At 65.3% G+C, this 25,393-nt stretch carries 25 protein-coding genes and 1 pseudogene; 19 read left to right on the forward strand and 7 right to left on the reverse strand.

Annotation, left to right across the window (positions count from 1 at the left end):
* Positions 1-44: 44 nt before the first annotated feature.
* Positions 45-1,199 (forward strand): 5-(carboxyamino)imidazole ribonucleotide synthase, encoded by a 1,155-nt coding sequence (locus SH602x_RS17680; RefSeq protein WP_479473575.1) that lies wholly within the window; start codon positions 45-47, stop codon positions 1,197-1,199.
* Between the two features lie 85 nt (positions 1,200-1,284).
* Here the strand turns inward: SH602x_RS17680 and SH602x_RS17685 are convergent, their stop codons facing one another.
* Positions 1,285-2,661 (reverse strand): ammonium transporter, encoded by a 1,377-nt coding sequence (locus SH602x_RS17685; protein WP_479473576.1) that lies wholly within the window; start codon positions 2,659-2,661, stop codon positions 1,285-1,287.
* A gap of 424 nt (positions 2,662-3,085) precedes the next feature.
* Entirely contained in the window at positions 3,086-4,027 is a 942-nt protein-coding gene (locus tag SH602x_RS17690; protein ID WP_479473577.1) for a PIG-L deacetylase family protein, read from the reverse strand.
* A gap of 197 nt (positions 4,028-4,224) precedes the next feature.
* Between SH602x_RS17690 and SH602x_RS17695 the strand changes: the two genes are divergently transcribed.
* From SH602x_RS17695 to SH602x_RS17735, 9 genes are all read left to right on the forward strand, one after another.
* Positions 4,225-5,232, forward strand: coding sequence for a proline racemase family protein (locus SH602x_RS17695; RefSeq protein ID WP_479473578.1), 1,008 nt, complete (start codon positions 4,225-4,227; stop codon positions 5,230-5,232).
* Entirely contained in the window at positions 5,229-6,515 is a 1,287-nt protein-coding gene (locus tag SH602x_RS17700; protein ID WP_479473579.1) for an NAD(P)/FAD-dependent oxidoreductase, read from the forward strand. Before SH602x_RS17695 ends, SH602x_RS17700 begins: the two co-directional genes overlap by 4 nt.
* 109 nt (positions 6,516-6,624) lie before the next feature.
* Positions 6,625-8,022 (forward strand): c-type cytochrome, encoded by a 1,398-nt coding sequence (locus tag SH602x_RS17705; protein WP_479473580.1) that lies wholly within the window; start codon positions 6,625-6,627, stop codon positions 8,020-8,022.
* Positions 8,023-8,087: 65 nt separating this feature from the next.
* Complete coding sequence (locus SH602x_RS17710) at positions 8,088-8,354, forward strand: hypothetical protein (protein ID WP_479473581.1); 267 nt, start codon at positions 8,088-8,090, stop codon at positions 8,352-8,354.
* Positions 8,351-8,626, forward strand: a complete 276-nt coding sequence (locus SH602x_RS17715; RefSeq protein WP_479473582.1) for a hypothetical protein — start codon at positions 8,351-8,353, stop codon at positions 8,624-8,626. Before SH602x_RS17710 ends, SH602x_RS17715 begins: the two co-directional genes overlap by 4 nt.
* 449 nt (positions 8,627-9,075) lie before the next feature.
* Complete coding sequence (locus tag SH602x_RS17720) at positions 9,076-9,540, forward strand: hypothetical protein (RefSeq protein WP_479473583.1); 465 nt, start codon at positions 9,076-9,078, stop codon at positions 9,538-9,540.
* A 15-nt stretch (positions 9,541-9,555) separates the two neighbouring features.
* Positions 9,556-9,891, forward strand: a complete 336-nt coding sequence (locus SH602x_RS17725; protein WP_479473584.1) for a hypothetical protein — start codon at positions 9,556-9,558, stop codon at positions 9,889-9,891.
* 15 nt (positions 9,892-9,906) lie between these two features.
* Positions 9,907-10,281: a hypothetical protein gene (locus tag SH602x_RS17730; RefSeq protein WP_479473585.1), complete on the forward strand. Its 375-nt coding sequence runs from the start codon at positions 9,907-9,909 to the stop codon at positions 10,279-10,281.
* Between the two features lie 30 nt (positions 10,282-10,311).
* The gene (locus tag SH602x_RS17735) at positions 10,312-10,797 is read left to right on the forward strand and encodes a hypothetical protein (RefSeq protein WP_479473586.1); all 486 of its coding nucleotides are present in this window, start codon (positions 10,312-10,314) and stop codon (positions 10,795-10,797) included.
* Between the two features lie 18 nt (positions 10,798-10,815).
* Here the strand turns inward: SH602x_RS17735 and SH602x_RS17740 are convergent, their stop codons facing one another.
* The 5 genes and pseudogenes from SH602x_RS17740 to SH602x_RS17760 all read right to left on the reverse strand — a co-directional run bounded on the left by SH602x_RS17740 (position 10,816) and on the right by SH602x_RS17760 (position 16,433).
* On the reverse strand, positions 10,816-12,117 hold the full coding sequence (locus SH602x_RS17740) for an aminotransferase class I/II-fold pyridoxal phosphate-dependent enzyme (protein ID WP_479473587.1): 1,302 nt from the start codon (positions 12,115-12,117) through the stop codon (positions 10,816-10,818).
* Positions 12,118-12,339: 222 nt separating this feature from the next.
* Positions 12,340-13,458, reverse strand: a pseudogene (locus tag SH602x_RS17745) (serine hydrolase domain-containing protein).
* 61 nt (positions 13,459-13,519) lie between these two features.
* The gene (locus SH602x_RS17750) at positions 13,520-13,933 is read right to left on the reverse strand and encodes an acyl-CoA thioesterase (RefSeq protein ID WP_479473588.1); all 414 of its coding nucleotides are present in this window, start codon (positions 13,931-13,933) and stop codon (positions 13,520-13,522) included.
* Positions 13,930-14,970 carry a hypothetical protein gene (locus SH602x_RS17755; protein WP_479473589.1) on the reverse strand — a complete coding sequence of 347 codons (1,041 nt, stop codon included), beginning with the start codon at positions 14,968-14,970 and terminating at the stop codon, positions 13,930-13,932. Before SH602x_RS17755 ends, SH602x_RS17750 begins: the two co-directional genes overlap by 4 nt.
* 164 nt (positions 14,971-15,134) lie before the next feature.
* Positions 15,135-16,433: a homoserine dehydrogenase gene (locus SH602x_RS17760; protein ID WP_479472193.1), complete on the reverse strand. Its 1,299-nt coding sequence runs from the start codon at positions 16,431-16,433 to the stop codon at positions 15,135-15,137.
* A 280-nt stretch (positions 16,434-16,713) separates the two neighbouring features.
* Between SH602x_RS17760 and SH602x_RS17765 the strand changes: the two genes are divergently transcribed.
* The 9 genes from SH602x_RS17765 to SH602x_RS17805 all read left to right on the forward strand — a co-directional run bounded on the left by SH602x_RS17765 (position 16,714) and on the right by SH602x_RS17805 (position 25,257).
* Positions 16,714-17,772, forward strand: coding sequence for a M42 family metallopeptidase (locus tag SH602x_RS17765; RefSeq protein ID WP_479473590.1), 1,059 nt, complete (start codon positions 16,714-16,716; stop codon positions 17,770-17,772).
* 515 nt (positions 17,773-18,287) lie between these two features.
* Entirely contained in the window at positions 18,288-19,961 is a 1,674-nt protein-coding gene (gene groL, locus SH602x_RS17770; protein ID WP_479472314.1) for a chaperonin GroEL, read from the forward strand.
* Positions 19,962-20,118: 157 nt separating this feature from the next.
* A complete protein-coding gene (gene groES / locus SH602x_RS17775) occupies positions 20,119-20,418 on the forward strand; it encodes a co-chaperone GroES (RefSeq protein WP_479472191.1) in 300 nt (99 codons plus the stop codon).
* A 101-nt stretch (positions 20,419-20,519) separates the two neighbouring features.
* The gene (gene groL / locus SH602x_RS17780; RefSeq protein WP_479472190.1) at positions 20,520-22,139 is read left to right on the forward strand and encodes a chaperonin GroEL; all 1,620 of its coding nucleotides are present in this window, start codon (positions 20,520-20,522) and stop codon (positions 22,137-22,139) included.
* 194 nt (positions 22,140-22,333) lie between these two features.
* Complete coding sequence (gene dnaJ, locus SH602x_RS17785; protein ID WP_479473591.1) at positions 22,334-23,467, forward strand: molecular chaperone DnaJ; 1,134 nt, start codon at positions 22,334-22,336, stop codon at positions 23,465-23,467.
* Positions 23,468-23,495: 28 nt separating this feature from the next.
* Positions 23,496-24,068 (forward strand): nucleotide exchange factor GrpE, encoded by a 573-nt coding sequence (gene grpE, locus SH602x_RS17790; protein ID WP_479473592.1) that lies wholly within the window; start codon positions 23,496-23,498, stop codon positions 24,066-24,068.
* Positions 24,069-24,152: 84 nt separating this feature from the next.
* A complete protein-coding gene (locus SH602x_RS17795) occupies positions 24,153-24,464 on the forward strand; it encodes an FmdB family zinc ribbon protein (RefSeq protein WP_479473593.1) in 312 nt (103 codons plus the stop codon).
* Between the two features lie 30 nt (positions 24,465-24,494).
* Positions 24,495-24,695 carry a DNA gyrase inhibitor YacG gene (locus SH602x_RS17800; RefSeq protein WP_479473594.1) on the forward strand — a complete coding sequence of 67 codons (201 nt, stop codon included), beginning with the start codon at positions 24,495-24,497 and terminating at the stop codon, positions 24,693-24,695.
* 58 nt (positions 24,696-24,753) lie between these two features.
* Positions 24,754-25,257, forward strand: a complete 504-nt coding sequence (locus tag SH602x_RS17805) for a KdsC family phosphatase (RefSeq protein ID WP_479473595.1) — start codon at positions 24,754-24,756, stop codon at positions 25,255-25,257.
* Positions 25,258-25,393 lie beyond the last annotated feature (136 nt).

Genomic DNA, 25,393 nt, shown 5'->3' on the forward strand with positions numbered 1-25,393 from the left:
CCCCTTTCCTTCGATCGATCCGAAGTCGCAGGAGCGACGCGTCGATGAGTCCATTGCTTCCCGGCACGACGCTCGGCATTCTCGGCAGCGGCCAACTCGGACGCATGTTCGCGATGGCCGCACGGAGAATGGATTACCGCGTCGTCGTCTACTCGCCCGATGCGGACACGCCTGCCGGAGCTCTTGCGGACGAGGAAATCGTCGCCAGCTATGGCGATGCCGAGGCCTTGCGCCGCTTCGCCGAGCGCGTCGATGTCGTCACTCTCGAATTCGAAAACGTTCCGGTCGCGGCGCTCCGCATGATCGAGGGCCTGACGCGCGTCGCGCCCGGTCCGACGGTGCTAGAGATCACGCAGCACCGCCTGCGCGAGAAGGAATTCATCCGCTCGTGCGGGATCGGCGTCCCCGCATTCGCACGCGTCGCCTCAGAAAGCGACGCGAGCGCCGCCGTCGCGACGGTCGGCCCCTCCGGCGTGCTGAAAACGGCGACGCTCGGCTACGACGGCAAGGGTCAATGCCGCGTTCGCCCGGGCGACGACGCGGCGAGCGCCTGGCGCTTGATCGGATCGGTGGAAGCGACCTACGAAGCCTTCGTTCCGTTCGTCGGCGAGTATTCGGCGCTGGCGGCGCGAGGTCCGACCGGCGAGATCGCGACCGTCGGACCGACGCGGAACGAGCACGCGAATCACATCCTGGACGTCTCGGTCTACCCGGCGGGACTTTCTCCCCGGCAGGAACAGGACGCGCGCGATATCGCCAGGCAGATCGCCGAGCGGCTGGACGTCGTGGGGCTGATCTGCGTCGAACTGTTCCTGACCGAGTCGGGCGAGTGGCTCGTCAACGAACTCGCGCCGCGACCGCACAACTCGAAGCACTGGACGATCGAAGGCGCCTCGATCTCGCAGTTCGAATTGCAGGTTCGCGCGATCTGCGGCCTGCCGCTGCCGGAAGTCGTCGCGCCCCGTCCTGCCGCGATGGCGAATCTGCTGGGCGACGTCTGGAGCGACGGCGAACCGCAGTGGGATCATGCGCTGCGGATTCCCGAAACGTCGCTGCACCTCTACGGCAAACGCGAGCCTCGCGCCGGTCGCAAGATGGGCCACCTCACCTCGCTCGCCGACACGCCTGAAGAAGCCGAAGCCCGGGTCCGCGCGGCGAGAGCGGCGCTGACGGCGTCGAAGGCTTCTGCCGCGTCATAGGGCCTCAACGAAACGAGGCCGTCGAATGGACGGCCTCGTCTTCTGGTTTCGCTGCTTCGATCGAGAACGCGGAAGCGCGGACCGATCAGTGCAGGTCGCCGCCGCTCAGGATGTCGGAGGCCATCGCGGTCTCGCCATGCTGGCTCAGGTCCAGACCGTCCAGTTCCTGCTCGTCCGTCACGCGCATCCGGCAGACGAGGTTCGTCACGAACAGGCAGACGAACGCGGCGACCAGCGTGTAGCCCGTCGCGATGACAAGGGCCAGCATCTGATTGCCGAAGATCGAGCCCTCGCCCAGCCCCGCGTAACGAAGCCCGCTGTCCGCGGCGAAGACGCCGGTCAGGATCATGCCGACGATGCCGCCCAGACCGTGGCAGGGAAAGACGTCCAGCGTGTCGTCGAGCGTCGATTTCGTCCGCAGGTGAACGGCCAGGTTGCTGATAACGGCGGCGACGATGCCGATGACGAGGCTCTCGCGAACGGTCACGAAACCTGCCGCGGGGGTGATCGCGACCAGGCCGACGACCGCGCCGATGCACGCGCCGAGCGCGCTGGGACGCTTGCCCACCATCCAGTCAGCGAAGATCCAGGCCAGCATCGCCGCGGCGCTGGCGGTGTTCGTCGTCGCGAAGGCGTCGCCGGCGAGAGGACTCGCGGCGGTCGCCGAGCCGGCGTTGAAGCCGAACCAGCCGAACCACAGCAGCCCCGTGCCGAGCAGCACGTACGGGATATTCGCCGGAGTGTGCGACTCTTTTGCGACGTGGCTCTTGCGACGTCCCAGGAAGATCGCCGCGGCGAGCGCGGTGATCCCCGCCGACATATGCACGACGGTGCCGCCAGCGAAGTCCTTCACGCCCCACTGAAAGAACAGACCGTCCGGATGCCAGGTCATATGCGCGAGCGGGCAGTAGATCACGATCGCGAACAGCATCATGAAGATCAGGTACGCCGAAAACCGCACCCGTTCCGCGAAGGCTCCCGTGATCAGCGCCGGCGTGATGATCGCGAACTTCAACTGGAACATGCAGAAGACGATCGCCGGGAAGGTGAACATCAGCGGGTAGCTGCCGTCCTCCAGTTGTTTGCCCAGCGAGAACGTATCCCCAGTCACGTTGTCCAGCATGAAGAAGGAACGCGGATCGCCGATGATCCCGTAGCCGCCGACGTCTTCGCCGAACGCCAGGCTGAAGCCGACGACCACCCAGACGATGCTCATCACGCCCAGCGCGATGACGCTTTGCAGCATCGTCGAGACGACGTTCTTGAAGCCGACCATGCCGCCGTAGAAGAACGACAGGCCGGGCGTCATCAGAAGCACGAGGGCCGACGCCGTCAGCATCCAGGCCGTGTCGCCGGAACTGAATTCCCCTCCTGCCGCGATCGCCGTCCCGTAAGTGGGAACGAATAACGCGGCGGCCATCAGAATTGCGAGAATCACGAACGGGAGAGGAGCGCGCTTCACTGTTGCCTCGGTAGGTCGAAAGGACCGTCGACCGCTTCAGCGATCGACTCGCGATGAACAGGCGCGCAGACAGAGCGGTAGCTTCCGCATTCGTCCTCGTTCGAGATGGAAACGAGTCACATGGAAGACCGCCGCCTACGGTCGCCAAATCGCTACGCGAACAGCGAACGCTGCGCCGCGAATCCAGGCCCGTGACGTCAACAATCTCAGGCGGCGCAGAAGGCGTCCTTATCCGACAGCTAGCGGAGCTGGCGCCCCCGCTACGGGAGGGATTTTTTTAAGAATCGCTTAAGGCAGGCGATGAGGAAACCTGCCGGCGATACCCAGGACAAGGCGATCGCCTGTTTGCGCGGCGGGAGTCTGAGGTCGCTGCCTCGAAAGTCGGCGCCGCGAACGAGTGGTCTCCCGCATTCCCGCGGTGGGACTACCTCTCGCCTTCCGGCTTCGAGGGAAAGAACGGAAACAGCTCTCGCAGTTCGGCTTCGCTCGGCTGACGACCGTATTCGCAGATCTCGAACGCTTCCGCGTACTTCGTCGCCTTGCCGGCGTCCGGGCCGTACCGGCGGACCAGCGAATCGCGGAACCGGTCCGCCTCGCCGCTCGCCCTCTTGTCCCAGCGTTCCCGCAGCCATGCACGGCGCAGTTCCGGTTGCGAAGCCGGCGGCGCGGCGTCCATCGCCTCCTGGCTCCCCAGCGCTCCGCCCTCGAACGTCTGCGACTCCAGCGCCATCAGGGCGTCGACCTTCTGCTCGAAGACGTCATCGATTCGCACGGCGACGTCGGCGACGAATGAATAGGGTTTCTTGAACCCGTCGCTGGAGTACAGAAACACCGGGTTCTGCTTCAGGGCCGGCGAATCGGGGCAGAAGAACGGCACGGCGACCACATAGGCCGCGTCCTGCACCAGAATTCCCGTGTAGCGGTGATCCGGGTGATAATCCCACGGTCGATGCGAGATGACGATGTGCGCCTTCCACTCGCGAATCGCGCGAACGACTTTCCGGCGGTTTTCCAGCGTGGGCTCGAGTTCTCCGTCGTGAATGTCGAACACCTCCGACGCGACGCCCAGTCGCTCCGCGACCTTCGCCGACTCCGCCGTACGGCGCTTCGCCAGCGCGCCGCCGGCCATGGCCCAATGGCCGATGTCGCCGTTCGTGACCGAGACCAGCTTCACATGGTGTCCCTGCTTCGCCCAGAGCGCGGCCGTTCCGCCGGCCTTGTATTCGGCGTCGTCCGGATGGGCGCCGAAGACGATGATTCGCAGCTTCCCGTCGCCCGGCCCGTTCTCGTCGGCGAGGATCGTGGAAGAAAAGAGCAGGGCGGAGGCCAGTGCAGCGATCAGCCGGATCGACGAACGAAGGTTCATCGCGAGAGTCCCTTATCGGTGAGCGATGGATCGCGCGCTCGCGCTGCGCGGGGAAGCAAGGTCGCCATTGTACTTTCGCGCGATCCCTCTCCCCGCCCCGGCGCCTCCGCTGGGCGAACCGACGCGGACAGCGTAGAACGAAAGTCGCATCCTTCGCTCGCCCGCGTCACGGCTCGAACAGGTTCCCCGCGTAAGCCATGTCCTTAAGCGAAGCCCGATCCTCGTCGCCCGATCTCGTTTCCTCGTCGACGCCGACCGTCCGTGCCATCGATTCGCATACCGAGGGCGAACCGACGCGGGTGATCGTCGCAGGCGGACCCGACCTCGGCGACGGCCCGCTGCCGGAGCGTCGCGAGCGCTTCCGGCGAGAGCACGACGCCTTTCGCCGGGCGGTGACGCTCGAACCGCGAGGTTCCGACGCGCTCGTGGGAGCGTTGCTGGTCGAGCCGACCGATCGTTCCTGCAACGCGGGCGTGATCTACTTCAACAACGTCGGCTACCTCGGCATGTGCGGCCATGCCACGATCGGCGTCGTCGCCACGCTGGCCCGAATGGGTCGCGTCGGAATCGGCCCGGGAAAGCTGGAGACGCCGGTCGGAATCGTGGCCTTCGACTATCTCGGCGACGGACGCGTCCGCTTCTCGAACGTTCCCTGCCGACGCTTCCGCAAGGAGGTCGCCGTAACGCTCGACGACGGACGAACCGTCCGCGGCGACGTCGCCTGGGGAGGAAACTGGTTCTACGTCGTGCATGAGCATGGCGAGACGCTGATCTTCGATCGCCTCGAAACGCTGCTCGCGACCGCCCGATCGATCCGCCGAGCGCTTGGTCAGCAGGGCGTCACCGGCGAGGGGGGCGCGGAGATCGATCACATCGAACTGGCCGAGCCTGATCCGTCGGGCGCTAATGGAGCGGGCGGCGCCCACAAGCGGAACTTCGTCCTCTGCCCGGGCGGCGAGTACGACCGTTCGCCCTGCGGCACGGGCACGAGCGCGACGCTCGCCTGCCTGGCCGACGACGGCAAGATCGCGGCGGGAGAAGCCTTCCGCCAGCGCGGCATCGTGGGCGGCATCTTCGAGGGCTCCGTGCAGCCCGACGGCGCCGGCGGCTGGATTCCCACGATCACCGGCTCCGCGTTCGTGACCGCGGAGACGACGTTGCATTTCGATCCCCTCGATCCGTTCCGTTCCGGGATACGTGCATGAGCGTGCCTGACCGTCCTGTCGTCGTCATCGGGGGAGGCGTCGTCGGCGCCGCGTGTGCGCTGGAACTGGCCGCCCGCGGCAAACGCGTCCGCATCGTCGAACGCGACCGCTTCGGCGCCGGCTGCTCGCACGGGAACTGCGGGCTCGTCTCGCCCAGCCATGTGCTGCCCCTCTGCATGCCTGGGGCGCTCGCGAAGTCGATGCGCATGGTTCTGTCGAGCGGCTCGCCCCTGTACGTTCGCCCCCGGTTCGATCCAGAACTCGCTCGCTGGCTGATGAACTTCGCCCGGCGCTGTCGCAAGGACGCGATGCTCGAAGCGGCGGCGGCTCGCGTCGCGCTGCTCCTGGGGTCGATGGACCGCTACCTCGGGATGATCGAGTCGGGCGATCTGGCCGGAGAATGGGAGCGTCGCGGAACGCTCGCGGTGTTCGCCTCGAAGAAGGGCTTCGACCATTTCGAGGAGGAGAACGACCTCGTCAGCGAACGGTTCGGCGTCTCCGCGGAGAAGTGGGAGGCGGACAAGCTGCTCGATCGCGAACCGACGCTGAGGCCCGTCGTCGCCGGCGCGTGGCATTTCGCGGTCGACGCTCACGTCCGGCCCGACGTGCTGATGAAGTCGTGGAAGAGCCTGCTCGAACGCCGCGGCGTCGAGATCGAAGAAAACTGCGAATTCCGTTCCTTGAGAACCGAGCGGGGACGCGTCGTCGCCGTCGAGACCAGCCAGGGCGAGCGCGAAGCGTCGCAGGTCGTCTTCGCGCTCGGCGCGGTGACGCCCCGCTTCGCCGAAAAGCTCGGCGTGCGGATCCCCATTCAGCCGGGGAAGGGCTACTCGATCACGATGGGTCGAGCCGAGCATTCGCCGAGCATGCCGCTGCTTTTTCAGGAGCGGAAGGTCGTCGCCACGCCCTGGCCGAGCGGCATTCGCCTGGGCTCCACGATGGAGTTCTCCGGCTACGATAAAACCGTCGATCCGAAGCGTTTGAAGCTCCTCACCGACGCGGCGGCGTATCACTTCAAGGAGCCTCTCGGCGAGCCCGTCGTCGAAGAGTGGTACGGCTGGCGACCGATGACTTACGACGAAATGCCGGTCATCGATCGACTGCCCGCGTTCGAGAACGCGTTTCTCGCCGCGGGACACGGCATGCTGGGCCTGTCGATGGCGCCGGCTACCGGGGCGCTCGTCGCGGATCTCATGACGGGAGCGAAACCCTCCGTCGATCCGGCGCCTTATCGAATCGCTCGGTTCGGATCGCGAGCCGTCTCGACACCCGTCGCCAAGTAACGACCAGTCGCCGGGTAAAGGGTTAACGCGAGCGACCGCCAGACGGTATCGTGGAGGGGCGGCTCGCGACTGCGACCGCTCTCTCCCTGCCGATCGCCGGTCGATGCCGATGCGTCTGTCGCTTGCTTGCCTGCTCCTGCTGATCGCCGTCGCGCCCGCTTCCGGTTCGCTCGCGGTCGAACGGGTCGAACCCTCCGGCGCTCCGCCCGCGGGGCTGACAGCCGAAGAGCGCGGCTACTGGTTCCTGACGCGGAAGAGCTACCTGCCGCCTGACTTCCACGCGGACGATCTGGCGTCGACGTGGAAGAACTGGCCCACTGCCGCGGCGAAGCCGATGGAGCAGGCGACCGAAGAGGAGCGACTCGAGATCCTGTGGGATCGCTACGGCATCGCCGGCAGACCCGAGGATCCTACGCAGCCGCTGCAGTACGTCGTCGAGCGCGACGGCGACTGGACGATGAACTGCTTCTCGTGCCACGGCGGCTCCGTCGAAGGGAAAACCTGGCCCGGCGCCCCGAATACCGACTACGCGTTGCAGACGCTCACGGAAGAGATCCGCATGGCGAAGCTCGTCCGCCAGCGACGGCTCTCGCGGATGGATACGGCCTCCGTCGCCTTCCCGCTGGGCGCCAACGTCGGCACGACGAACGCGGTGATGTTCGGCGTCGCGCTGGCCCACTTTCGCGACGAGCGGCTGAACGTCCATGCCGACCGCGGCATCCCCGACTTCGTCCATCACGACCTCGACGCGCCGCCGTGGTGGCACTTCAAGAAGAAGACCCGGCTGTACGCCGACGGTTTCGCGGCGAAGTCGCCCCGGGCGCTGATGCAGTTCATGATGGTCCGCGAGAACGGTCCCGAGCAATTCGCCGAGTGGGAGGCCGATTACCAGGACGTCTACGCCTACCTCGAATCGATCGAGTCGCCCAAGTGGCCGCACGCGATCGACCGACCGCTGGCGGAGCGAGGTAAAGCCCTCTTCTCGCAGAACTGTGCCGAATGTCACGGCACGTACGACGACGACCCGGCGAAGGAGACCTATCCGGAACGGATCATCCCCTGGTCCGAGATCGGCACCGATCGCGTCCGGCTCGACGCGCTGACGAAGGAGGGGAGGGCGTTCTACTCGCGAAGCTGGTTCTCGCACTTCGGTCAGGGGGAGGAGACGGTCCTGGAGCCGGGCGGCTACGTCGCTCCGCCGCTCGACGGGATCTGGGCCTCGGCGCCTTACCTCCACAACGGCTCCGTCCCGACGCTTGACCACGTCCTCGATCCGTCCAGCCGGCCCGTCATCTGGAAGCGAACCAGCGAAGCGACCGACCAGAAGAACGTCGGCCTGACCGTCGAGACGTTCGATCGCCTGCCGCCCGACGGCTACGACCGCGTCGCGCGGCGGTCCTATTTCGACACGCGCAAGTTCGGCAAGAGCGCCACCGGCCATGATTTCGGCGAGGTTCTTTCCGCCGACGAACGCCGCGCCGTGATCGAGTACCTCAAGACGCTTTGAACGTGACTCGCGGGCAGGGAGCGGTTTAGACTGAACGGCGGCACGCTTTCTCAGACGGACGCCGCATGCTTCGCCGGCCGCAGTTTCGACTCCTCTTCGTTCTGATTGCGTTCGCACTGATTCCGCCGCTTGCGAAGCCAGCGACCCACGGCGTCGTCGCCGCGTGGAAACAATTTCACGAGACGCAGGCGCTGGAGATAACGCCGGTCGACCAGGTGACCGTCATCGCCTCGGCTACGGTGACGGTCTGTCCGGAGCAACGGATCACGCACGCGGCAATGGCTCGCAGAATCGAGCTTCTCAAGCAGATTTCTTCCGAGACAAGTCCATGAGGCGGCTGCTGCAGTTCCGCATCCTGATCGTTCTCGTTGCGCTCGCGCTGATCCCCGCGGCCACGCTGCCGTTCGCGGAACGCCTGCGCGACAAGTGGACCCTCTTCTGGGACCGAGACGCGGAAGCGGAAGTGGTCGACGAGTGGAACGAAGACATCCCGATCTTGCTGTCTCTACCGGATCTAATCTCTATTGAGTCGATGGAGTATCGGGAATGCGACGGATGTCTATCCGTTCCCGTCGATCCGCAACCCGATCTGCCTGACGCCTGATCTTCGACGCGCGAGCGTTCGTGTCGTCAGCAGACTGGGACAGCGGAGCCTGAAGCGATGAAACGTCTCCTTCGAGTCCGCATGCTCGTCGTCCTCCTCGCGCTCGCGCTGGTTCCCGCGGCCACGCTGCCGTTCGCTGCGAGATTGAGAAGAGAGTGGGCGAAGTTCTGGGAGCCGAGGGCGATACCGACGGAGCAGCCCTACGTCGCCAGGATCGTCGATGGTTACGGCTCAGCGACGCGTCTTTCCAACTCGATCGATCGCAGCCGCGACGCGAGGGTCGGGGGCCGTAGCGTACTTCTGCTTCGACGACCGAGCGAAGGACTGCCGACCGAATCCGGGACGGCGGAAGACTATGCCAAGGCGATCGCGGGCTTCGATTCGGTGAACCGAGACCTTCTTCAGCAGCCCGATGCGGGCAAGAATCCTTCCGCGTCCGAGGAGAGGCCATGAAACGACTTCTGCGGATTCGTTTGCCCCTGCTTCTGTTCGGACTCGCCGCGATCCCGCTCGCGGCACTGCCATTCGCCGAACAGAATCGGGCGGAGTGGAGGCGTTACTGGGATCCGAGGGCAGCGCTCGATCGCATTCGCGCCGATCTCGCATGCTCCGCACCCCCGATGCGGCCCTTCGCCGATCGGACCAACGAAGGGTGGTTCCAGTACATCGAGGGCGAGGCGCCGATCGCCCACGAGATGACTGTGGGCGGAGACCCGACGTTCGTCGAGTCGGTGAACACCGACACGGAAGAGTCGCCGAACGTTCCCGTCGTCTATCAGCTTTCCGAAGAGCATCGGCGTCATTTCCTGGAAGAATTGGCCGACATTCGAGGCGGCATGACTGGTCCCGCTGATTCTCTCAGCGGCCGAATACCCGATGACAAGGAAGGATCCGCGCCGCACGTCGAACCCTGATCCCGAGAGAACGCTATGCGTCGTCTGCTGCAAGTCCGACTGCTGTTCGTCCTGATCGCGCTGCTGCTCATTCCAATGCTCGCGCTACCGTTCGCCGAGCGGCTGCGAACCGAGTGGTCGAAGTTCTGGGAACCGAAGCCGCCTGCCGAGGAGGCCAGTCGGACCGCGGCGCCTGCGATCGTCGCGATCCAGCGTCCGAGCCGGCCTGCCTACGGTCGCGTCTGGGAAACCTCGCTGCGCGAAGATGGTACGACCAAACCTCCGAACTCGGCGCTCCGCTTCGACGAGGCTCAGGAATTGGGCGAAGCGGCGGGCGCGCTGGATGCATCGTTGCCGGCGATCGATCCCTGAAACAAGGTCCGTGCGATGCGCCGTCTGCTGCAGGTCCGACTGCTGTTCGTCCTGATCGTGCTCCTGCTCGTTCCGGCCGCAGCGCTTCCGTTCGCGGAGCGATTGCGAACGGAGTGGGCACGATACTGGGAGCCGCGAGTCGAGGCTTCTGACGAGGCCGACCTTCAGCCGGAATTCATCCCAGACTTCCCCCAGGCGACTCGAAATGACTCCGGCGCGCGTTTCGTCGTCGTACCTGCGTTTGCTGCCGACGAACTCGGTCGGCTAAAGGGCAAACGTGAGCGGTTCGAGGCTGAGCGCCGACTGATACGCAACGAGCAGTTGGCGCAGGAAGTCGCCGATGCGGTATGGAATAACAGGAGTACCGCGGCCGATCAGCGAGTAGACTGAGCGCGGGCACGCTTTCGCGGAGAACGCACGATGCGTCGGTTCCTGCGGATTCGGATTCTGTTCGTGCTGATCGCGCTCCTGCTCGTGCCGGCGCTCGCCCTGCCGTTCGCGGAGCGTCTTCGAGCGGAGTGGGCACGCTACTGGGAGCCAGAACCGCAGATCGAAGAAGGCGAGTCGCTGGAAGAACGTCTCGCGGCCGTCGAACGTGCGTTGCTGTTGACGATGCGTTCGCGTCAAGGTCCGAACATCGTCCCCAGTTCGTTTTCGTCGCTCGATAGAGTTGACCCAACCGACTATCCGAGCCCCGTTTTTGAACTCCCAGGATGTCGAATCGGGGAGCTCACATCAGCGGAGCGCGCCGAAAGGCAAGCGAACTTTCTTCGCTCGATGGAGCAGGTCGAATTAGCCGGCGTTCCGTTCCCGGACGAACCGCCGCGCGGTTATCCGACCGCTGATCGATGGGAGGAGATCAAGAGGTCGCGCGAGAACGTGCGCGCCGCACAGGCGGAGCCCTGACAGGTCGCACGACTACTTCTACTTCCCCTTCGCCGCCCACTCCTTCTCCTGCTCGGCCAGACACCTCCCGAGCATGCGGACGGCTTGACGCAGGCGATTCTCGTTCTCGACGAGGGCCATGCGGAGGAAGCCTTCGCCGCCGGCGCCGAACGCGCTGCCGGGACTGACGACGACGTTCCCCTTTTCGAGGAGCATCATCGCGAAGTCCATCGTGTTCATCCGCTTCTGCCAGACCTCGGGGATCTTCGCCCAGACGAACATCCCCGCCCGCGGCGGATTCACTTCCCAGCCGAGTCGGCGCAGACCCTCGACGAGCGTGTCCCGGCGGCTCTGGTAGATCTTCGACTGGGCTTCGACCGCGTCGTCGGTATGACGCAGGGCCATGATCGCGGCGATCTGGATCGCCTGGAACATGCCGTAGTCGTAGTAGCCCTTGATCGTGGCCAGGGCCTTTACCATCTCGGCGTTGCCGGCGCAGAAACCGACGCGCCAGCCGGCCATGTTGTAGCCCTTGCTCATCGTGGTGAATTCGACGCCCACCTCGCGAGCGCGGGGAGCGGCGAGAAAGCTGGGCGGCTGGTAACCGTCGAACGCCACGTCGGCGTAGGCGAAGTCGTTGATCACCATGAAGCCGTACTTCAGCGCCAGCTTCACGACCTCGCGATAGAACTCCGGCTCGACCGTAGCGGTCGACGGGTTGTGCGGATAGTTGACGATCAGCAGCTTCGGCTTGGGGTAAAGCCGTTCGCAGGTGTACGCGACGTTGTCGAGGAACTTGCCCGAGTCCGACACGTCGAGCGTGATCGCGTTCCCCGACGCCAGCGCGACCGAGTAAACATGAATCATGAAGTAGGGATCGGGGACGATCGCCGTGTCGCCCGGTCCCATCAGGGCCAGGCACAGGTGGCTGAAGCCCTCCTTGCTCCCCAGCGTGACGATCGTTTCCGTATCGGGGTCGAGCCGCACGCCGTACTTGCGGAAGTACTTGCTCGCGACCTCCTTGCGCAGGTTCTGGATGCCGACGTTTTTCGAGTAGCCGTGATTCCGCGGATCGCGGGCTGCCTCGGCCAGTTTCTCGATCACCAGGTCCGCCGGCGGCTCCGACGGGTTGCCCATGCCGAGGTCGATGACGTCCTGACCGGCCCGGCGCTTGGCGTACAGCGACGCATTGATTCGCCCGAACAGGTAGGGCGGCAGCCGCAGCATCCGATCCGCAAGTCGAACCTGGAACGGCTGTTCCGTCGCTTCGACCGGCTCGGGCACCGGGGTGGGAGCGAGGCGGTTGACGTCGGACTCGACTTCAGATTCGACCTGGGACATGGATTCGCCGATGACGAAAGCTCGAAAAACGCTTCTCTCACTCTACCGATCGTCCGCCGCGGTCGGAAGGTCGCTGGAAACTGGGCAAACTCTTCCAACGCCCCTGAGCGGAGGGCGTAAGCCCTCCGAGTTCTGTCCGGCGAGCGGATCGAAACGCGTAGACTCGGAGGACTGACGTCCTCCGCTCAGAGGGAAGATTCGCAGCCGACGTTCGCGCCGAAGCTACTTCCGCGGCCTGACTTCCAGTTCCGCCTTCCGCTCGGCCAGTTGCTTCCGCGCCTCGGGATTCTCCGGAAGCTTCTCGTCGCCGAGGGCCGGGAGGAGGTGTTCCCAGACCAGATTGAGCTGCCCCTGCATGTCCCCCGTGTCGGCGGTCATGACGACGACGGCGTTCTTTTCCGGGATCACGATGCAGAACTGGCCATCCTTGCCGTCGCCGCGGAAGGCGTCGTGCCGGCAGCGCCAGAACTGAAAGCCGTAGCCCTGGGCCCAGTCCGACGTTTCAACGGAAGCGGGATCCTTCGCGTTCTCGACCTGCTTGCTGGTCGCCTGAGCGATCCATTCCGCGGGCACGAGTTGCTGCCCCTTCCAGTTCCCCCGATTCAGCAGGAGCTGGCCGAACTTCGCGATATCTTCGGTCTTGAGATACAGACCGTACCCGCCGAGCGTGACGCCCTCGGGGCTTTCGTCCCAGCGAGGCTTTTCGATGCCGAGCGGATCGAACAGCCGCGACTGCAGATAGTCGACGACTTTTTCGCCCGTCACTTTCTGCACGATCGCCGACTGCATGTAGGTCGCCGGCGTGTTGTACAGGAAGTGCGTTCCCGGCTTCTTCTCGACCGGCTGCGCGAGAAACGTCTTTCACCAATGCTCGCTCGCGCGGACGTTCGGTTCCGACGTGTGGCCGGTCGACATCGTCAGCAGGTCGCGCACCGTCATCGCCTTCAGGTTCTCGGACGCGTTCTCCGGAACTTCGTCGGGGAAGAAGTCGACGACCTTGTCGTCCAGCTTCAGCTTGCCCTCGGCGATCGCCAGGCCGACCGCGGTCGAGGTGAAGCTCTTGCTGAGCGACCAGAGAACGTGGGCCTGATCGTGTGACTCGGGCTTCCAGTAGGCCTCTCCGATGACGCTGCCGTTTCGCAGAAGCATGAAACTGTGAATCGAATTCACCTGTTCGTCCGCGGCGTCGATGAAGGCATGGATCGCCTCGCACGAGACGCCCTTCGATTCCGGCGTCGCGTAGGGCAGGGGAGTCGATTCCACTGCCCGGGAAGAGACCGCGGCGCCGAGTCCCAGGATCAGCGATGCGGTCAGCAGCAGCGGGCGAAGGAGCTTGAGCATGAAGGGCTGTCCGGCGGAAAGAGCGGAGAGAAGGGTCGCGAGGGCAAGCGTTTCGAACTCGTCAGTCGTCGAAGATCGGCGTCTTCGTCCGGGCGCCGGCGGAAAGGTCGAGCGCGACGTAGACGTTGCAGGCGTTGGTGACGTTCAGCTTCCCCGTCCCGCGGATCGCGGACACGGCGATGCGAACGGTCACGCTGGTTCGCCCCACCTGTTCGACGCGGACCCAGTATTCCAGCACGTCGCCGATCAGCACCGGCTCGCGGAACTCGATCCCCTGCATGGCGACGGTCACGAGGGTCTTCTTTTCCGGATCGAGTCCGAGCAGTTCGTACGCGCCGATGGCGCCGGCCTGGTCCATATGGCTCAGCAGCACGCCGCCGAAGATCGTGCCGTGGGGATTCGCGTCCCGCGGCATCATCATCGCCTTGAGCGCGAGCGTCTCGCGATCAGGAATCTGGCGGGGCGAATCCGTCATCGCCCGGGCATCGGGCCGATGCCGCCGCCGAAGATCTGGATGTCGTCGATGATCTGAATGGGACCGACCTCGCCTTCCTCGCCCGGGGATTCGCCGTCGAGAATCCCCATGCTGGCGAGCATCGCGCGGACCTGCGCCTGAACCGCGGGGCGATGACGCACGAGCAGCACGTTCGACGTCCGCCGAATCGACACCCCCTCTTCGGTCCAGGTTTCCGGCGCGACGAATTCCTTCGTCACCTCCGCCAGGTCGTCGTCGGTCGCGTCTTCCTTCAAGGGGAAGATCCGCGCGACGATCGGCTCCGCGGCCTCGGGCTCGGCTGCCGGCGGCGCCGCGCGGCGAAGGTTGGCCAGGAACAGTTCGAGTTGCCGGAAGACCTGCTCGCTCTGCGACACGACGAGCAACGTTCGACCGTTCATCCTGAGGATGCCGGCGGAGCCCATGCCGCCGCGGCGTTCCCACGACTCGGGCGAAACGGTCGCCTCGATCACTTCGGCGATCGCCTCCCGTCGGTCGCGATAGACCGCGGCGACCGCCGGATCGTCGTCGCGAGGGGCGAGCGCCGTGATGTCGTAGATCCGCTGGCGATGGCGATACGGAATCTCGTCGCCCACCGTGACGACGAGCGCGTCGTCCTCGATCGTCCAGCCGAGGTTATGTTCCGGCAGCGTATCGTCGAGAAGGACCCGAGCGGGCGTCCCCTTCGTCGCGACGAACTCCACGTCGTCGGTCGCGATGCCGTAGTCTTCCAGTCGGCTCGATTCGATCCGCGCGGAGACGCCCATGCGGTTGGCGAACAGGCTGACGAACTCCTGCAGCGAGGTCTCGTCCCCCTCCAGCGTCAGCGGCTTTTCGAGCGCTTCGCGGACCTTCGCTTCGCCGTCGGTCTCCACGCGATAGATCAGCACGCCGCCGATCTCCGCGGGCGCGACTTCGGCGCCGGAGAGTCGCACGGGAAGCGCCGCGGCGGCGAGCAACGCCGCGGTCACGGGCAGCGCCGCGACGAAAAGAACTTGAGCGAACTTCGCAGCGACCATGCACGCGGCTCCCGACGACGAACGCCCCCACGGCGGCGGACGCCGAACCAGTCGCCTGATTCCCCGTCACCTGCCGACGCCCTGCCTGATTGGCATGGTTCGATTATATCGCGGGCGTTCCGAGAAGCGACGAAACGCTGCCCCTGAAGGGCGCCAGAAGGGCGTCAGTCGATCACGCGCATCCGCACGGGCTTGCTGTGGCAGCAGTCGAGGCGTTCGATTTCGGCGATCGCCTTGCAGACGGCGCCCTCGGTCGTCTCGTGCGTCATGATGATCAGCGGCACGATTTCGTCGTCGTCGTCGTCCGCATCTTCCTGAATGATCGACGCGATCGAGATATCGAGCTTTCCGAGGATGCCCGCGATCTGCGCCATGACGCCCGGATGGTCGTGAACGGTCAGCCGCAGGTAATACTGGCCGTCGAACGTCGCTTCAGGAGCGAGCGGGACGCGGGATTCCTTGTTGCTCCAGAGTTCCAGCGTCTTGAACGTGATCGCCGTGCGGCCGACCGCGGTGTCGATCATGTCGGCGACCACGGCCGAGGCGGTCGGCATCTGCCCCGCGCCCAGTCCGTGGAAGAAGACGCGGCCCACGGCGTCGCCGACGACGCTGATCGCGTTGTACGCCATCCGCACTTCCGCCAGCGGCGTCCCCATCTTGCAGAGGGACGGCGAGACGTGCAGTTCGAGCCCGTGATCGGTCAGTTCCGCGACCGCCACGAGCTTGATGCGGTAGCCCAGCTTGCGGGCATGCTCCATGTCGATCAGCTGGAGCTTGTCGATGCCGGTCCGCGGAATGTCGGACCAGTCGACCCGGGCGCCGAACGCCAGATGGGCGAGGATGGCCAGCTTCTGCGCGGCGTCCGATCCGTCGACGTCCATCGTCGGATCGGCCTCGGCGTAACCCATCCGCTGGGCTTCGGCGACGGCGTCAGCGTACGCGACGCCCTGTTCGTCCATCCGCGTGATGATGTAGTTGCTGGTCCCGTTCAGAATCCCGCGGAGCGACGTGATCTGATTCGCGGAGAAGCACTGGCTGATATTGGCGATGATCGGCACGCCGCCGGCGACCGAGGCTTCGAACGCGATCGAACGCCCCAGTTCCCGCGCCCGGTCGAACAGTTCCGGACCGTGCGCGGCGAGCAGGGCCTTGTTCGCGGTGACGATGTCCTTACCGCTTTCCAGCAGGCGGAGCATGATCGTCCGCGCCGGCTCGAGACCGCCGATCAGTTGGGCGACGACCTTGATTTCCGGATCGTTCAGAACCTGATTCAGGTCGTCCGTCAGTACCCCGGCAGGGAGCTCCGCCTGGCGCGGCTTCTTGAGGTCGCGCACGACGACCCGTTTGAGCCAGAGGGTGCGTCCGGCATGTCGTGCGGTCCGGTCGCCGTGGTCGAGCAGCAGCCTCGCGACGCCGGAGCCGACCGTGCCCATGCCGACGATCGCGACGTTGGTGATTTCCATACGAACAGGAGGAGGCTGGCTCGTTGCGGGAGCGGCAGTTGAACGAACGAATCCACGGACGACGCGAAATTGTGCCCCGCAGAACGGGACGGGGGCGCCGAAAAGCGGGCGTGAGTCAGAGGGATTCGACCGCGACAGGGGGCGGGCGACGACCGGGCGTCATGGTAGAACATTTCGCGAAAACCGCCTACTCCCCGGCCTTTACGACGGCGTACGCCCTGTTCGCGTGCGGCCGGTCGTACCGATGATTCCGATCCTCCGCCCCCCGAACGGACTCGCCATGGACTCGACAGCGAAAGAGTTTCTCCACCGTCTGCTGATGACCCCGTCCCCCTCCGGGTTCGAGCACCGCATCCAGGACGTCGTGCGGGAGTACGCCCGAACGTTCGGCGACTCGGTCCGCACGGACAGCCACGGCAACGTCATCGTCGCCGTCAACGAGAACGCTCCTGTCCGCGCCATGCTGGCCGGTCACTGCGACCAGATCGGCATGCTGGTCTGCCACATGGACGACAACGGCTTCATCTACGCCCAGACCATCGGCGGCTGGGATCCGCAGCAGCTCATCGGCCAGCGGATGACGGTCTGGACCGATACCGGCCCGCTGCCGGCGGTCATCTCCCGAAAAGCCATCCACCTGATGGAAGCGGACGAGCGGTCGAAGGGAGTCCTGGAAAAGGATCTCTGGCTCGACATCGGCGCCAAGAACGGCGAGGAGGCCAAATCGCTGATCCGGATCGGCGACCCCGTGACGCTGCAGCTTGGATACGCGGAACTCCGCAACGACTGCCTCACCTCGCCAGGCACGGACGACAAGGCGGGGTTGTGGGTCGTGCTGGAAGCGGCCAGACGGGCGAATCGAGAGAAGCTGAAATGCGGCATCTTCGCCGTCTCGACCGTGCAGGAGGAGATCGGCCTGCGCGGCGCGACGACCGCCGCTTACGGCATCGACCCGCATCTGGGCATCGCCGTCGACGTGACGCACGCCACCGATTGCCCCACCATCGACGTCAAGCAGCGGGGCATCGTGAAACTGGGCGCCGGACCGACGCTCTTCCGCGGTCCGAACGTCAACCCGCGGGTGGAGAACCGCATGCGGGAGATCGCCCGGATGCACGAGATCGGCTACCAGGAATGCGCCCTCGGCCGCGCGGCGCCGAACGACTCGAACGCCCTGCAACTGGCCCGGGCCGGCGTCGCGACCGGCCTCGTCGGCATCCCCAACCGCTACATGCACAGCGCCGTCGAGATCGTGAACTACCGCGACCTCGACCGCTCCGCCGATCTGCTCGCCCGGTTCCTGGAGTCGGTGACGGAAGAGGACGACTGGACGCCGTAATCGACAGGAAATCCAGAGCCGAAACGGCCCGCTCGTGTTCGCTGCCGAATTGACAGCGAACACGCGACGCGACGGGCATCGCGAGAAGCCGGCGAATCGCAATGCCTTTTCCATAAATCAGTTACGTCCGACCATGCATTGCTGGCACGCGGGTTGCTTTAGAGAGGTCGCTTAAGCGAGGCGGTGCCAATTCGTCAGGCTGAAGGTCTTTCCGCAGGAAGGAACCAGCCGGGGCGAGGAGCCGTACAGAGGCCGCTGGCTGGAGAGATCCGGCCGGTCCGTCCGGAAGACGCCGCTCGCTATCGTCCGCATCCCCTTTTCGGGGAAGTCCCGCGGGCGAGTCCTACCGCAAACGCTCGGATCCGACGGAGCGGCGAGTCGAACCGACCAACGGTTCGCTGGTCGATCGCGGTCGGATCCCGACCCTGTTAAAGAACCCGCCGGCGGCGCTCATCCTGGTCGCCGACGGTTACGCCTGTTTCCTTCTGGAGGAATGCGACGTGGCAGCGAAGCAAATGGTTTTCGAGGACGAAGCGCGTCAGGCGCTTCTAGCCGGCGTGACGAAGCTGGCACGTGCCGTCAAAAGCACCCTCGGCCCCCGCGGTCGAAACGCCGTGCTCGACAAGGGCTGGGGTTCGCCGAAGGTGACCAAGGACGGCGTCACCGTCGCCGAGGACATCGAACTTGACGACCCGTACGAAAACCTCGCGGCCCAGCTCGTCAAGGAAGCGGCCAGCAAGACCAACGACGTCGCCGGCGACGGCACCACGACGGCCACCGTCCTGGCCGAGGCCATCTTCCGCGAAGGCCTGAAGCGGGTCGCCTCGGGTCACGACCCGATGGCCCTGCAGCGCGGCATCTTCAAGGCGGTCGAAGCGGTCGGCGATTACGTCGTCAACAAGCTCGCCACGAAGATCGACGAGAAGAACAAGAAGGAAATCGAACAGGTCGCCACGATCGCGGGCAACAACGACCCGACGATCGGCAAGGTCCTCGCCGACGCCTTCCTGAAGGTCGGCAAGGACGGCGTGATCACGATCGAGGAAGGTCGCAGCAGCGAAACGACCGTCGAGATCGTCAAGGGCATGCAGTTCGACCGGGGCTATCTGTCGCCCCACTTCGTCACCAACCAGGATGACGTCTCGGTCGAACTCGACAACTGCTACATCCTGCTGTTCGAAGAGAAGATCAGCTCGAACAAGCCGCTGATCCCGCTGCTCGAAGCGATCAGCAAGTCCAAGAAGCCGCTGCTGGTCATCGCCGAAGACGTCGAAGGCGAAGCCCTGGCGACGCTCGTCGTCAACAAGATGCGCGGCATCCTGCAGGTCTGTGCGGTCAAGGCGCCCGGCTACGGCGACCGCCGCAAGGCCATGCTCGGCGACATCGCCGTGCTGTGCGGCGGACAGGCGATCTTCAAGGATCTCGGCGTCGAACTGGAAGGCGTCAAGCTCGCCGACCTGGGACGCGCCAAGAAGGTCCGCATCACCTCCGACGAGACGGTGATCATCGAAGGCGCCGGCGCCAAGGATGCGATCCAGGGCCGGGCCGAGCAGATCCGCCGGGAAATCGACCGGACCGATAGCGAGTACGATCGCGAGAAGCTCCAGGAGCGCCTCGCCAAGCTCGCCGGCGGCGTCGCCCAGATCCACTGCGGAGCGGCGACCGAAACGGAAATGAAGGAGCGGAAGTACCTGCTCGAAGACGCTCGCGCGGCCACCGCGGCGGCGCTGGAAGAAGGCATCGTTCCGGGCGGCGGCGTCGCCCTGATCCGTGCCGAGAAGGCGATCGCGAAGCTGAAGCTGGAAGGCGACGAGAAGGTCGGCGCCGGCATCATCTCCAGCGTCCTCGACTATCCGCTTCGCACGATCGCGACCAACGCCGGCGTCGACGGCGCCGTGGTCGTCAATCGCGTCCGGAACCTGAAGGACAACGAAGGCTACAACGCCGATTCCGGCGAATACGAAGACCTGATCAAGGCGGGCGTCATCGACCCGGCTAAGGTCGTTCGCACCGCCCTGCAGAACGCGGCCTCGGTCGCGACGCTGCTGCTGACCACCGAGTCGCTCATCACCGAACTTCCCAAGAAGGGCGGCGACGACGACCACCACGACCATCACGACCACGGGATGGGCGGCGGCATGGGCGGAATGGGCGGCATGGGAATGGGCGGCATGGGCGGCATGATGTAAGCCGCTTGCAGCTCACGCTTCGAAACAACCGCGGGAGGCGCACAAGCGTCTCTCGCGATGCGGCCCGCAGCCGGGCCGTCGCCGCGGTCAATCGACCGCATCTGCCGAACATCGAATCAACCGAACACAACCGACTCTCTGAGAAGGAACGAACGTCATGGCCAAGCTGAACCTTCGCCCCCTGGATGATCGCGTCGTCGTCGAGCCCCTCGAAGCGGAAGAGGTCACCGCGGGCGGCATCGTCCTGCCGGACTCGGCCAAGGAAAAGCCGCAGCGCGGCAAGGTCGTCGCCGTCGGCCCGGGCAAGCTCCTGGAAAGCGGCGATCGCGGCAAGCTCTCCGTCGCGGTCGGCGATCAGGTCATCTACGGCAAGTACGGCGGCAGCGAGGTCGAAGTCGACGGCGTCGAGTACAAGATCCTCCGCGAGAACGACATCCTCGCCAAGGTTCTCGCGTAACGCCGAACGGCTCCTGAAAGGTCGCGGCTGACCAGCGTCGTCGCGGCCTTCCTCCTTACGAATCAACGCCTCTCGCAGGCTTCCGAAACAAAGGGTTTAACGTGGCGAAACAACTTCTATTCGACGATCACGCCCGGGCGCGGATGCTGCAGGGCGTCGAGAAGCTGGCCAAGGCCGTCGCTTCGACGATGGGCCCCACCGGCCGCAACGTGATCATCAACAAGTCCTTCGGCGGCCCGACCGTCACGAAGGACGGCGTCACCGTCGCCAAGGAGATCGAACTCGAGGATCGCTTCGAGAACATGGGCGCCAAGCTCGTGGTCGAAGTGGCCCAGAAGACCAGCGATCTGGCCGGCGACGGCACGACGACGGCGACGGTTCTGGCTCGCGAGATCTACAAGGAAGGTCTCCGCAACATCGTCGCGGGATCGAATCCTGCCGCGATTCGTCGCGGGATCGAGAAGGGCGTCGCCGCCGCGGAAGAGAAGCTCTTCGCGATGGCGCAGAAGATCTCCGGCAAGAACAGCCAGGAGATGGTCGCTCACGTCGGCGCCATCAGCGCCAACAACGACCGCGAGATCGGCAACATGCTGGCCGAGGCTCTGTACAAGGTCGGTCGCGACGGCGTCATCACGGTCGAAGAGGGCAAGACCTCGACGACCGAGGTCGAGTACGTCGACGGCATGCAGTTCGACAAGGGCTATATCTCGCCCTACTTCATCAACCGTGCGACGGAGATGGACTGCGAACTGAAGGACTGCTTCATCCTGATCCACGAGAAGAAGATCAGCAATCTTCGCGACCTCGTGCCGGTCCTGGAGAAGGTCAGCCAGACGGGTCGCCCGCTGCTGATCATCGCCGAGGACGTCGACGCCGAAGCGCTCACGCTGCTGGTAGTCAACAAGCTCCGCGGCGTGCTCAACGTCTGTGCGGTGAAGGCCCCCGGCTTCGGCGACCGCCGCAAGGCCATGCTGGGCGACATCGCCGTCCTGACCGGCGGGACGCTGATCAGCGAGGACCTCGGCCTGCAGCTCGAGAACCTCTCGCTCGATTACCTGGGCCAGGCGAAGACCGCCCGGGTCGACAAGAACTCGACGACGATCATCGAAGGCGCGGGCGACCGGGCCGAGGTGAAGAAGCGCGAAGAACAGATTCGCCGTCAGATCGAGCAGACCGACAGCGAGTACGACAAGGAGAAGTTCCAGGAGCGCCTGGCGAAGATCTCCGGCGGCGTCGCGGTCATCTCGGTCGGCGCCGACACCGAAGCCGAAATGAAGCAGAAGAAGGCCCGCATCGAAGACGCGCTGCATGCGACTCGCGCGTCGCTCGAAGAAGGCATTCTGCCGGGCGGCGGCGTCGCTCTGCTGCGTTGCCGCGAAGCGGTCGAAGCGGCCAAGAAGGCGGCCAAGGGCGACGAGAAGATCGGCGTCGGCATCGTTCTGAAAGCTCTCTCGGCTCCGCTGAAGCAGATCTGCGACAACGGCGGCCTGGACGGCTCGGTCATCGTGGACGAGGTCTCCCAGAAGGCGGAGAACATCGGCTACGACGCCAACGAAGGCAAGTACGTCGACATGTACAAGGCCGGCATCATCGACCCGGTCAAGGTCGTCCGGACCGCGCTGGGCAACGCCGGCTCGATCGCGGCGCTGATGCTGACGACCGACGCGCTCGTTTCGAACATCGACGAAGGCAAAGCCGCCGTCGAAGGCGTCGTTCGCTAACGTCGCTCGAACGGGACTGAATTAGAACGCGGGGCCGGATCGAACCGACCGGTCTCGCGAAAGGATGAATCTCTCGGCGAGCCGCTTCTCGGGAACGAGGGCGGCTCGCGTCGTCGAAGGGGGACCGTTCGGGTCTCTTTCGACGATCGTACGATCACGACGCATGGCGGCCGGGGACCGGTCGGCGGGAGCGGATGGCGACGAAACGCGACTATTACGAAATTCTCGGCGTCGCCAAGAGCGCGGACGGCAGCGAAATCGCGACCGCTTATCGCCGGATCGCGATCAAGTACCATCCCGATCGCAACGGCGACGATCCCGAAGCGATCGAGATCTTCAAGGAAGCCTCCGAGGCCTACGAAGTCCTTCGCGACGGCGATAAGCGAGCCCGCTACGATCGCTTCGGCCATGCCGGCGTCGGAGCAGGGGGTCCGCAGTTCCAGAACGTCGACGACATCTTCGAAGCCTTCGGAGACATGTTCGGCGGCGGCGTCTTCGGGGACCTGTTCGGCGCCTCGCGTCGCGGCCGCTCGAACAAGGGCGCCTCGCTGCGCGTCGAAACGACGCTGACGCTGGAAGAGGCTGCCGCGGGAGTCGAGAAAGAAATCCGCTTCCGCCGGAACGAAGCCTGTGCCACTTGTCACGGCGCCGGGGCGAAGCCCGGCACCCAGCCGCGCGTCTGTCCGCGTTGCCAGGGGCGCGGCGCCGTCGTGCAGCAGGCGGGCATCCTGCGGGTGGAAACGGCCTGTCCGCAATGCCGCGGCGAACGGTACGTCGTCGACGATCCTTGCCCCGATTGCAAGGGACGGCGGGTCAAGAGCGAAGAGGTCCTGCTGACCGTCGCCATTCCTCCCGGCATCGACGACGGGATGCAGGTGCGACTGGCCGGCGAAGGCGAACCGAGCCTCTCCGGCGGACCGCGGGGCGATTGCCTCGTCGCCGTGCATGTCCGACCGCATAAGATGTTTCAGCGCGACGGGCGGCACCTCGTGCTCCAGATGCCGATCTCGTACACCCAGGCGGCTCTCGGCGCGACGATCGAGGCTCCCACCCTGAACGGCCCCGCGACGCTGAAGATCCCGCCCGGCACGCCGGCGGTCGAAGTCTTCCGTATTCCCGGCAAGGGGATGCCCGATCCGCATGGCGGTCCTCCGGGCGACCTGGCCGTGCGGACGTACGTCGAAGTGCCGAAGAAGATCTCCGGCCGGCAGGAGGAACTTCTCCGAGAACTCGCCGACGTCGAGGCGAAGAACGTCTCGCCCCACCGCAAGTCGTTTCTGGAAAACCTCAAGGAACTCTTCACGGGCGCCTCGGACGAAGCCGAGTAGCCCCGATCAGTCAGCGCCGAGTGCAGCGATGAACGCCGAAAACGAACGCCAGGCCATGGAAACCGACCACCAGGACGACGACCGCGCCGCCGCGGGCGAAGCGACTGCCAAGGATCAGGCGGAGCGCGCGACCACGCCGCTCGACATGGCGAAGGAACGCATCACCGAACTCGAAGCCTCGCTCAAAGCCGCCGCGGAACAGGATCTGCGGGCCCAGGCGGAGTTCGAGAACTACCGCAAGCGCGTTCGCCGCGAGGCGGAAGACGAGAAGAAGTACGCGTCGCAGCGCCTTGTCGAGGACCTGCTCCCCGTCGCGGACGATCTTACGCGGGCGCTGGAGTCGGCGAAGGGCTCGGAAGAGCCGATCGCCGCCGGCGTGCGGATGGTGTTGCAGCGCTTTCGCACGTCGCTGGAACGGCATCACGTTCGGGAAATCGAGGCGACCGGTCCGTTCGATCCGCACCGTCATGAAGCGGTTGCGCAGATCCCGAACGACGCTCCGCAAGGTACGATCCTGCAAGTCGCCCGGACCGGCTATCTCCTGCACGACCGGGTCATTCGGCCTGCCCAGGTCGTGGTTTCCGCCGGCAAGCCGGGCTGATCGACGGCGCCGGACACGCGCGTGCGGCATCTTAAACAAGAGATCCTGACGGTCTTACGAAACAATGCTGGGGTTCCCGTTCCGATGCCTACTTACGACTACGTCTGCGAAGCCTGCAATCACGCCTTCGAGCAGTTCCAGTCCATCACGGAGCCGGAACTGGAAAAGTGCCCCGCGTGCAAAAAGAAGAAGCTCCGCCGCCTGATGGGGACCGGGGCGGCGCTGATGTTCAAGGGATCGGGTTTTTACACGACCGATTACCGCAGCGAGTCCTACAAGAAGAGCGCCTCCGCCGATAAGTCGGCGAGCGGCGACTCGGGCAAATCGGGCGGAGATTCGGGGAAGTCCGAATCGTCGAAGAAGTCCGATTCCAAGCCGGCGAAGTCTGCTGACTGATCGCCCCGTCGCCGAAGAGAGCGCCCGATCATGGCCAAGCTCCGCTGCCCGACCTGCGATAAGCTGTTCGATACGGACAAGACTCCGGCAATGCCGTTCTGCAGCGCCCGCTGTCGGCAGATCGATCTGGGACGCTGGCTGAAGGAAGAGCACAGCGTCCCGAACGAGCGCCCGCTCGACGAGGAAGAGTTCGACGTCTTCCCGGTCCAGCGGGACCGCGACGAGGACTGAGGCGGATGCAAGCCGCGACCGGCCCGGCGGATAATCGACCGTTCGACGAAAGGCTTCCGTGGAGCGTATCCGCCTGATTCTGTCCGACGTCGACGGCGTACTGACCGACGGCGGACTTCTGTTCGACGCCCAGGGGAACGAGCAGAAGCGCTTTCACGTCCGCGACGGCATGGGCATCCGCCTGTGGCAGGAGGCGGGCCGAACCTTCGGCCTGATCACCGCCCGCGATTCGTCGATCGTCGCGCGTCGCGCGAAAGAGCTGAAGATCGACCTCGTCCGTCAGGGGGTGGGCGACAAGCTCGCGGCGGCGGAAACGATCGTGGCGAATCTCGGCCTGGGATGGGACGAGGTCTGTTACATCGGCGACGATTTCCCCGACCTGCGGATGATTCAACGGGCAGGCTTCGGCGTGACCGTCGCCGACGCGCCGCAGGCGATCCGCGACGCCGCGGCCTGGGTCACCTCGATCCCCGGCGGCAGCGGCGCCGTACGCGAACTGGTCGAAAAGTTGCTCGTCGCCCAGGGATTGTGGGACGACGTGCTGAAGCGGTATTCGTCGTAAGGTTCGGTTGACTACCGCATGCGGCGAGCGGAGGGTGTAAGCCCTCCGTGTTTTCGGATCGTTCGCGGGATCGCTGTGCGAAAAACACGGAGGGTTTACGCCCCCCGCTCGCCTGAACCGGTCGCAGAATCGTTCT

It is taken from the genome of Lignipirellula cremea (genome assembly GCF_056501455.1).

Coding starts and splice junctions, on each gene's coding strand:
- SH602x_RS17795 (WP_479473593.1), top strand. CDS start 24,153: ATGCCTACTTACGACTACGTCTGCGAAGCCTGCAATCACGCCTTCGAG.
- SH602x_RS17715 (WP_479473582.1), top strand. CDS start 8,351: ATGAGGCGGCTGCTGCAGTTCCGCATCCTGATCGTTCTCGTTGCGCTC.
- grpE (WP_479473592.1), top strand. CDS start 23,496: ATGAACGCCGAAAACGAACGCCAGGCCATGGAAACCGACCACCAGGAC.
- SH602x_RS17690 (WP_479473577.1), bottom strand. CDS start 4,027: ATGAACCTTCGTTCGTCGATCCGGCTGATCGCTGCACTGGCCTCCGCC.
- SH602x_RS17735 (WP_479473586.1), top strand. CDS start 10,312: ATGCGTCGGTTCCTGCGGATTCGGATTCTGTTCGTGCTGATCGCGCTC.
- SH602x_RS17760 (WP_479472193.1), bottom strand. CDS start 16,433: ATGGAAATCACCAACGTCGCGATCGTCGGCATGGGCACGGTCGGCTCC.
- SH602x_RS17755 (WP_479473589.1), bottom strand. CDS start 14,970: ATGGTCGCTGCGAAGTTCGCTCAAGTTCTTTTCGTCGCGGCGCTGCCC.
- groL (WP_479472314.1), top strand. CDS start 18,288: ATGGTTTTCGAGGACGAAGCGCGTCAGGCGCTTCTAGCCGGCGTGACG.
- groES (WP_479472191.1), top strand. CDS start 20,119: ATGGCCAAGCTGAACCTTCGCCCCCTGGATGATCGCGTCGTCGTCGAG.
- dnaJ (WP_479473591.1), top strand. CDS start 22,334: ATGGCGACGAAACGCGACTATTACGAAATTCTCGGCGTCGCCAAGAGC.
- SH602x_RS17705 (WP_479473580.1), top strand. CDS start 6,625: ATGCGTCTGTCGCTTGCTTGCCTGCTCCTGCTGATCGCCGTCGCGCCC.
- SH602x_RS17710 (WP_479473581.1), top strand. CDS start 8,088: ATGCTTCGCCGGCCGCAGTTTCGACTCCTCTTCGTTCTGATTGCGTTC.
- SH602x_RS17725 (WP_479473584.1), top strand. CDS start 9,556: ATGCGTCGTCTGCTGCAAGTCCGACTGCTGTTCGTCCTGATCGCGCTG.
- SH602x_RS17740 (WP_479473587.1), bottom strand. CDS start 12,117: ATGTCCCAGGTCGAATCTGAAGTCGAGTCCGACGTCAACCGCCTCGCT.
- SH602x_RS17720 (WP_479473583.1), top strand. CDS start 9,076: ATGAAACGACTTCTGCGGATTCGTTTGCCCCTGCTTCTGTTCGGACTC.
- SH602x_RS17765 (WP_479473590.1), top strand. CDS start 16,714: ATGGACTCGACAGCGAAAGAGTTTCTCCACCGTCTGCTGATGACCCCG.
- SH602x_RS17695 (WP_479473578.1), top strand. CDS start 4,225: ATGTCCTTAAGCGAAGCCCGATCCTCGTCGCCCGATCTCGTTTCCTCG.
- SH602x_RS17700 (WP_479473579.1), top strand. CDS start 5,229: ATGAGCGTGCCTGACCGTCCTGTCGTCGTCATCGGGGGAGGCGTCGTC.
- SH602x_RS17750 (WP_479473588.1), bottom strand. CDS start 13,933: ATGACGGATTCGCCCCGCCAGATTCCTGATCGCGAGACGCTCGCGCTC.
- SH602x_RS17680 (WP_479473575.1), top strand. CDS start 45: ATGAGTCCATTGCTTCCCGGCACGACGCTCGGCATTCTCGGCAGCGGC.
- SH602x_RS17800 (WP_479473594.1), top strand. CDS start 24,495: ATGGCCAAGCTCCGCTGCCCGACCTGCGATAAGCTGTTCGATACGGAC.
- SH602x_RS17730 (WP_479473585.1), top strand. CDS start 9,907: ATGCGCCGTCTGCTGCAGGTCCGACTGCTGTTCGTCCTGATCGTGCTC.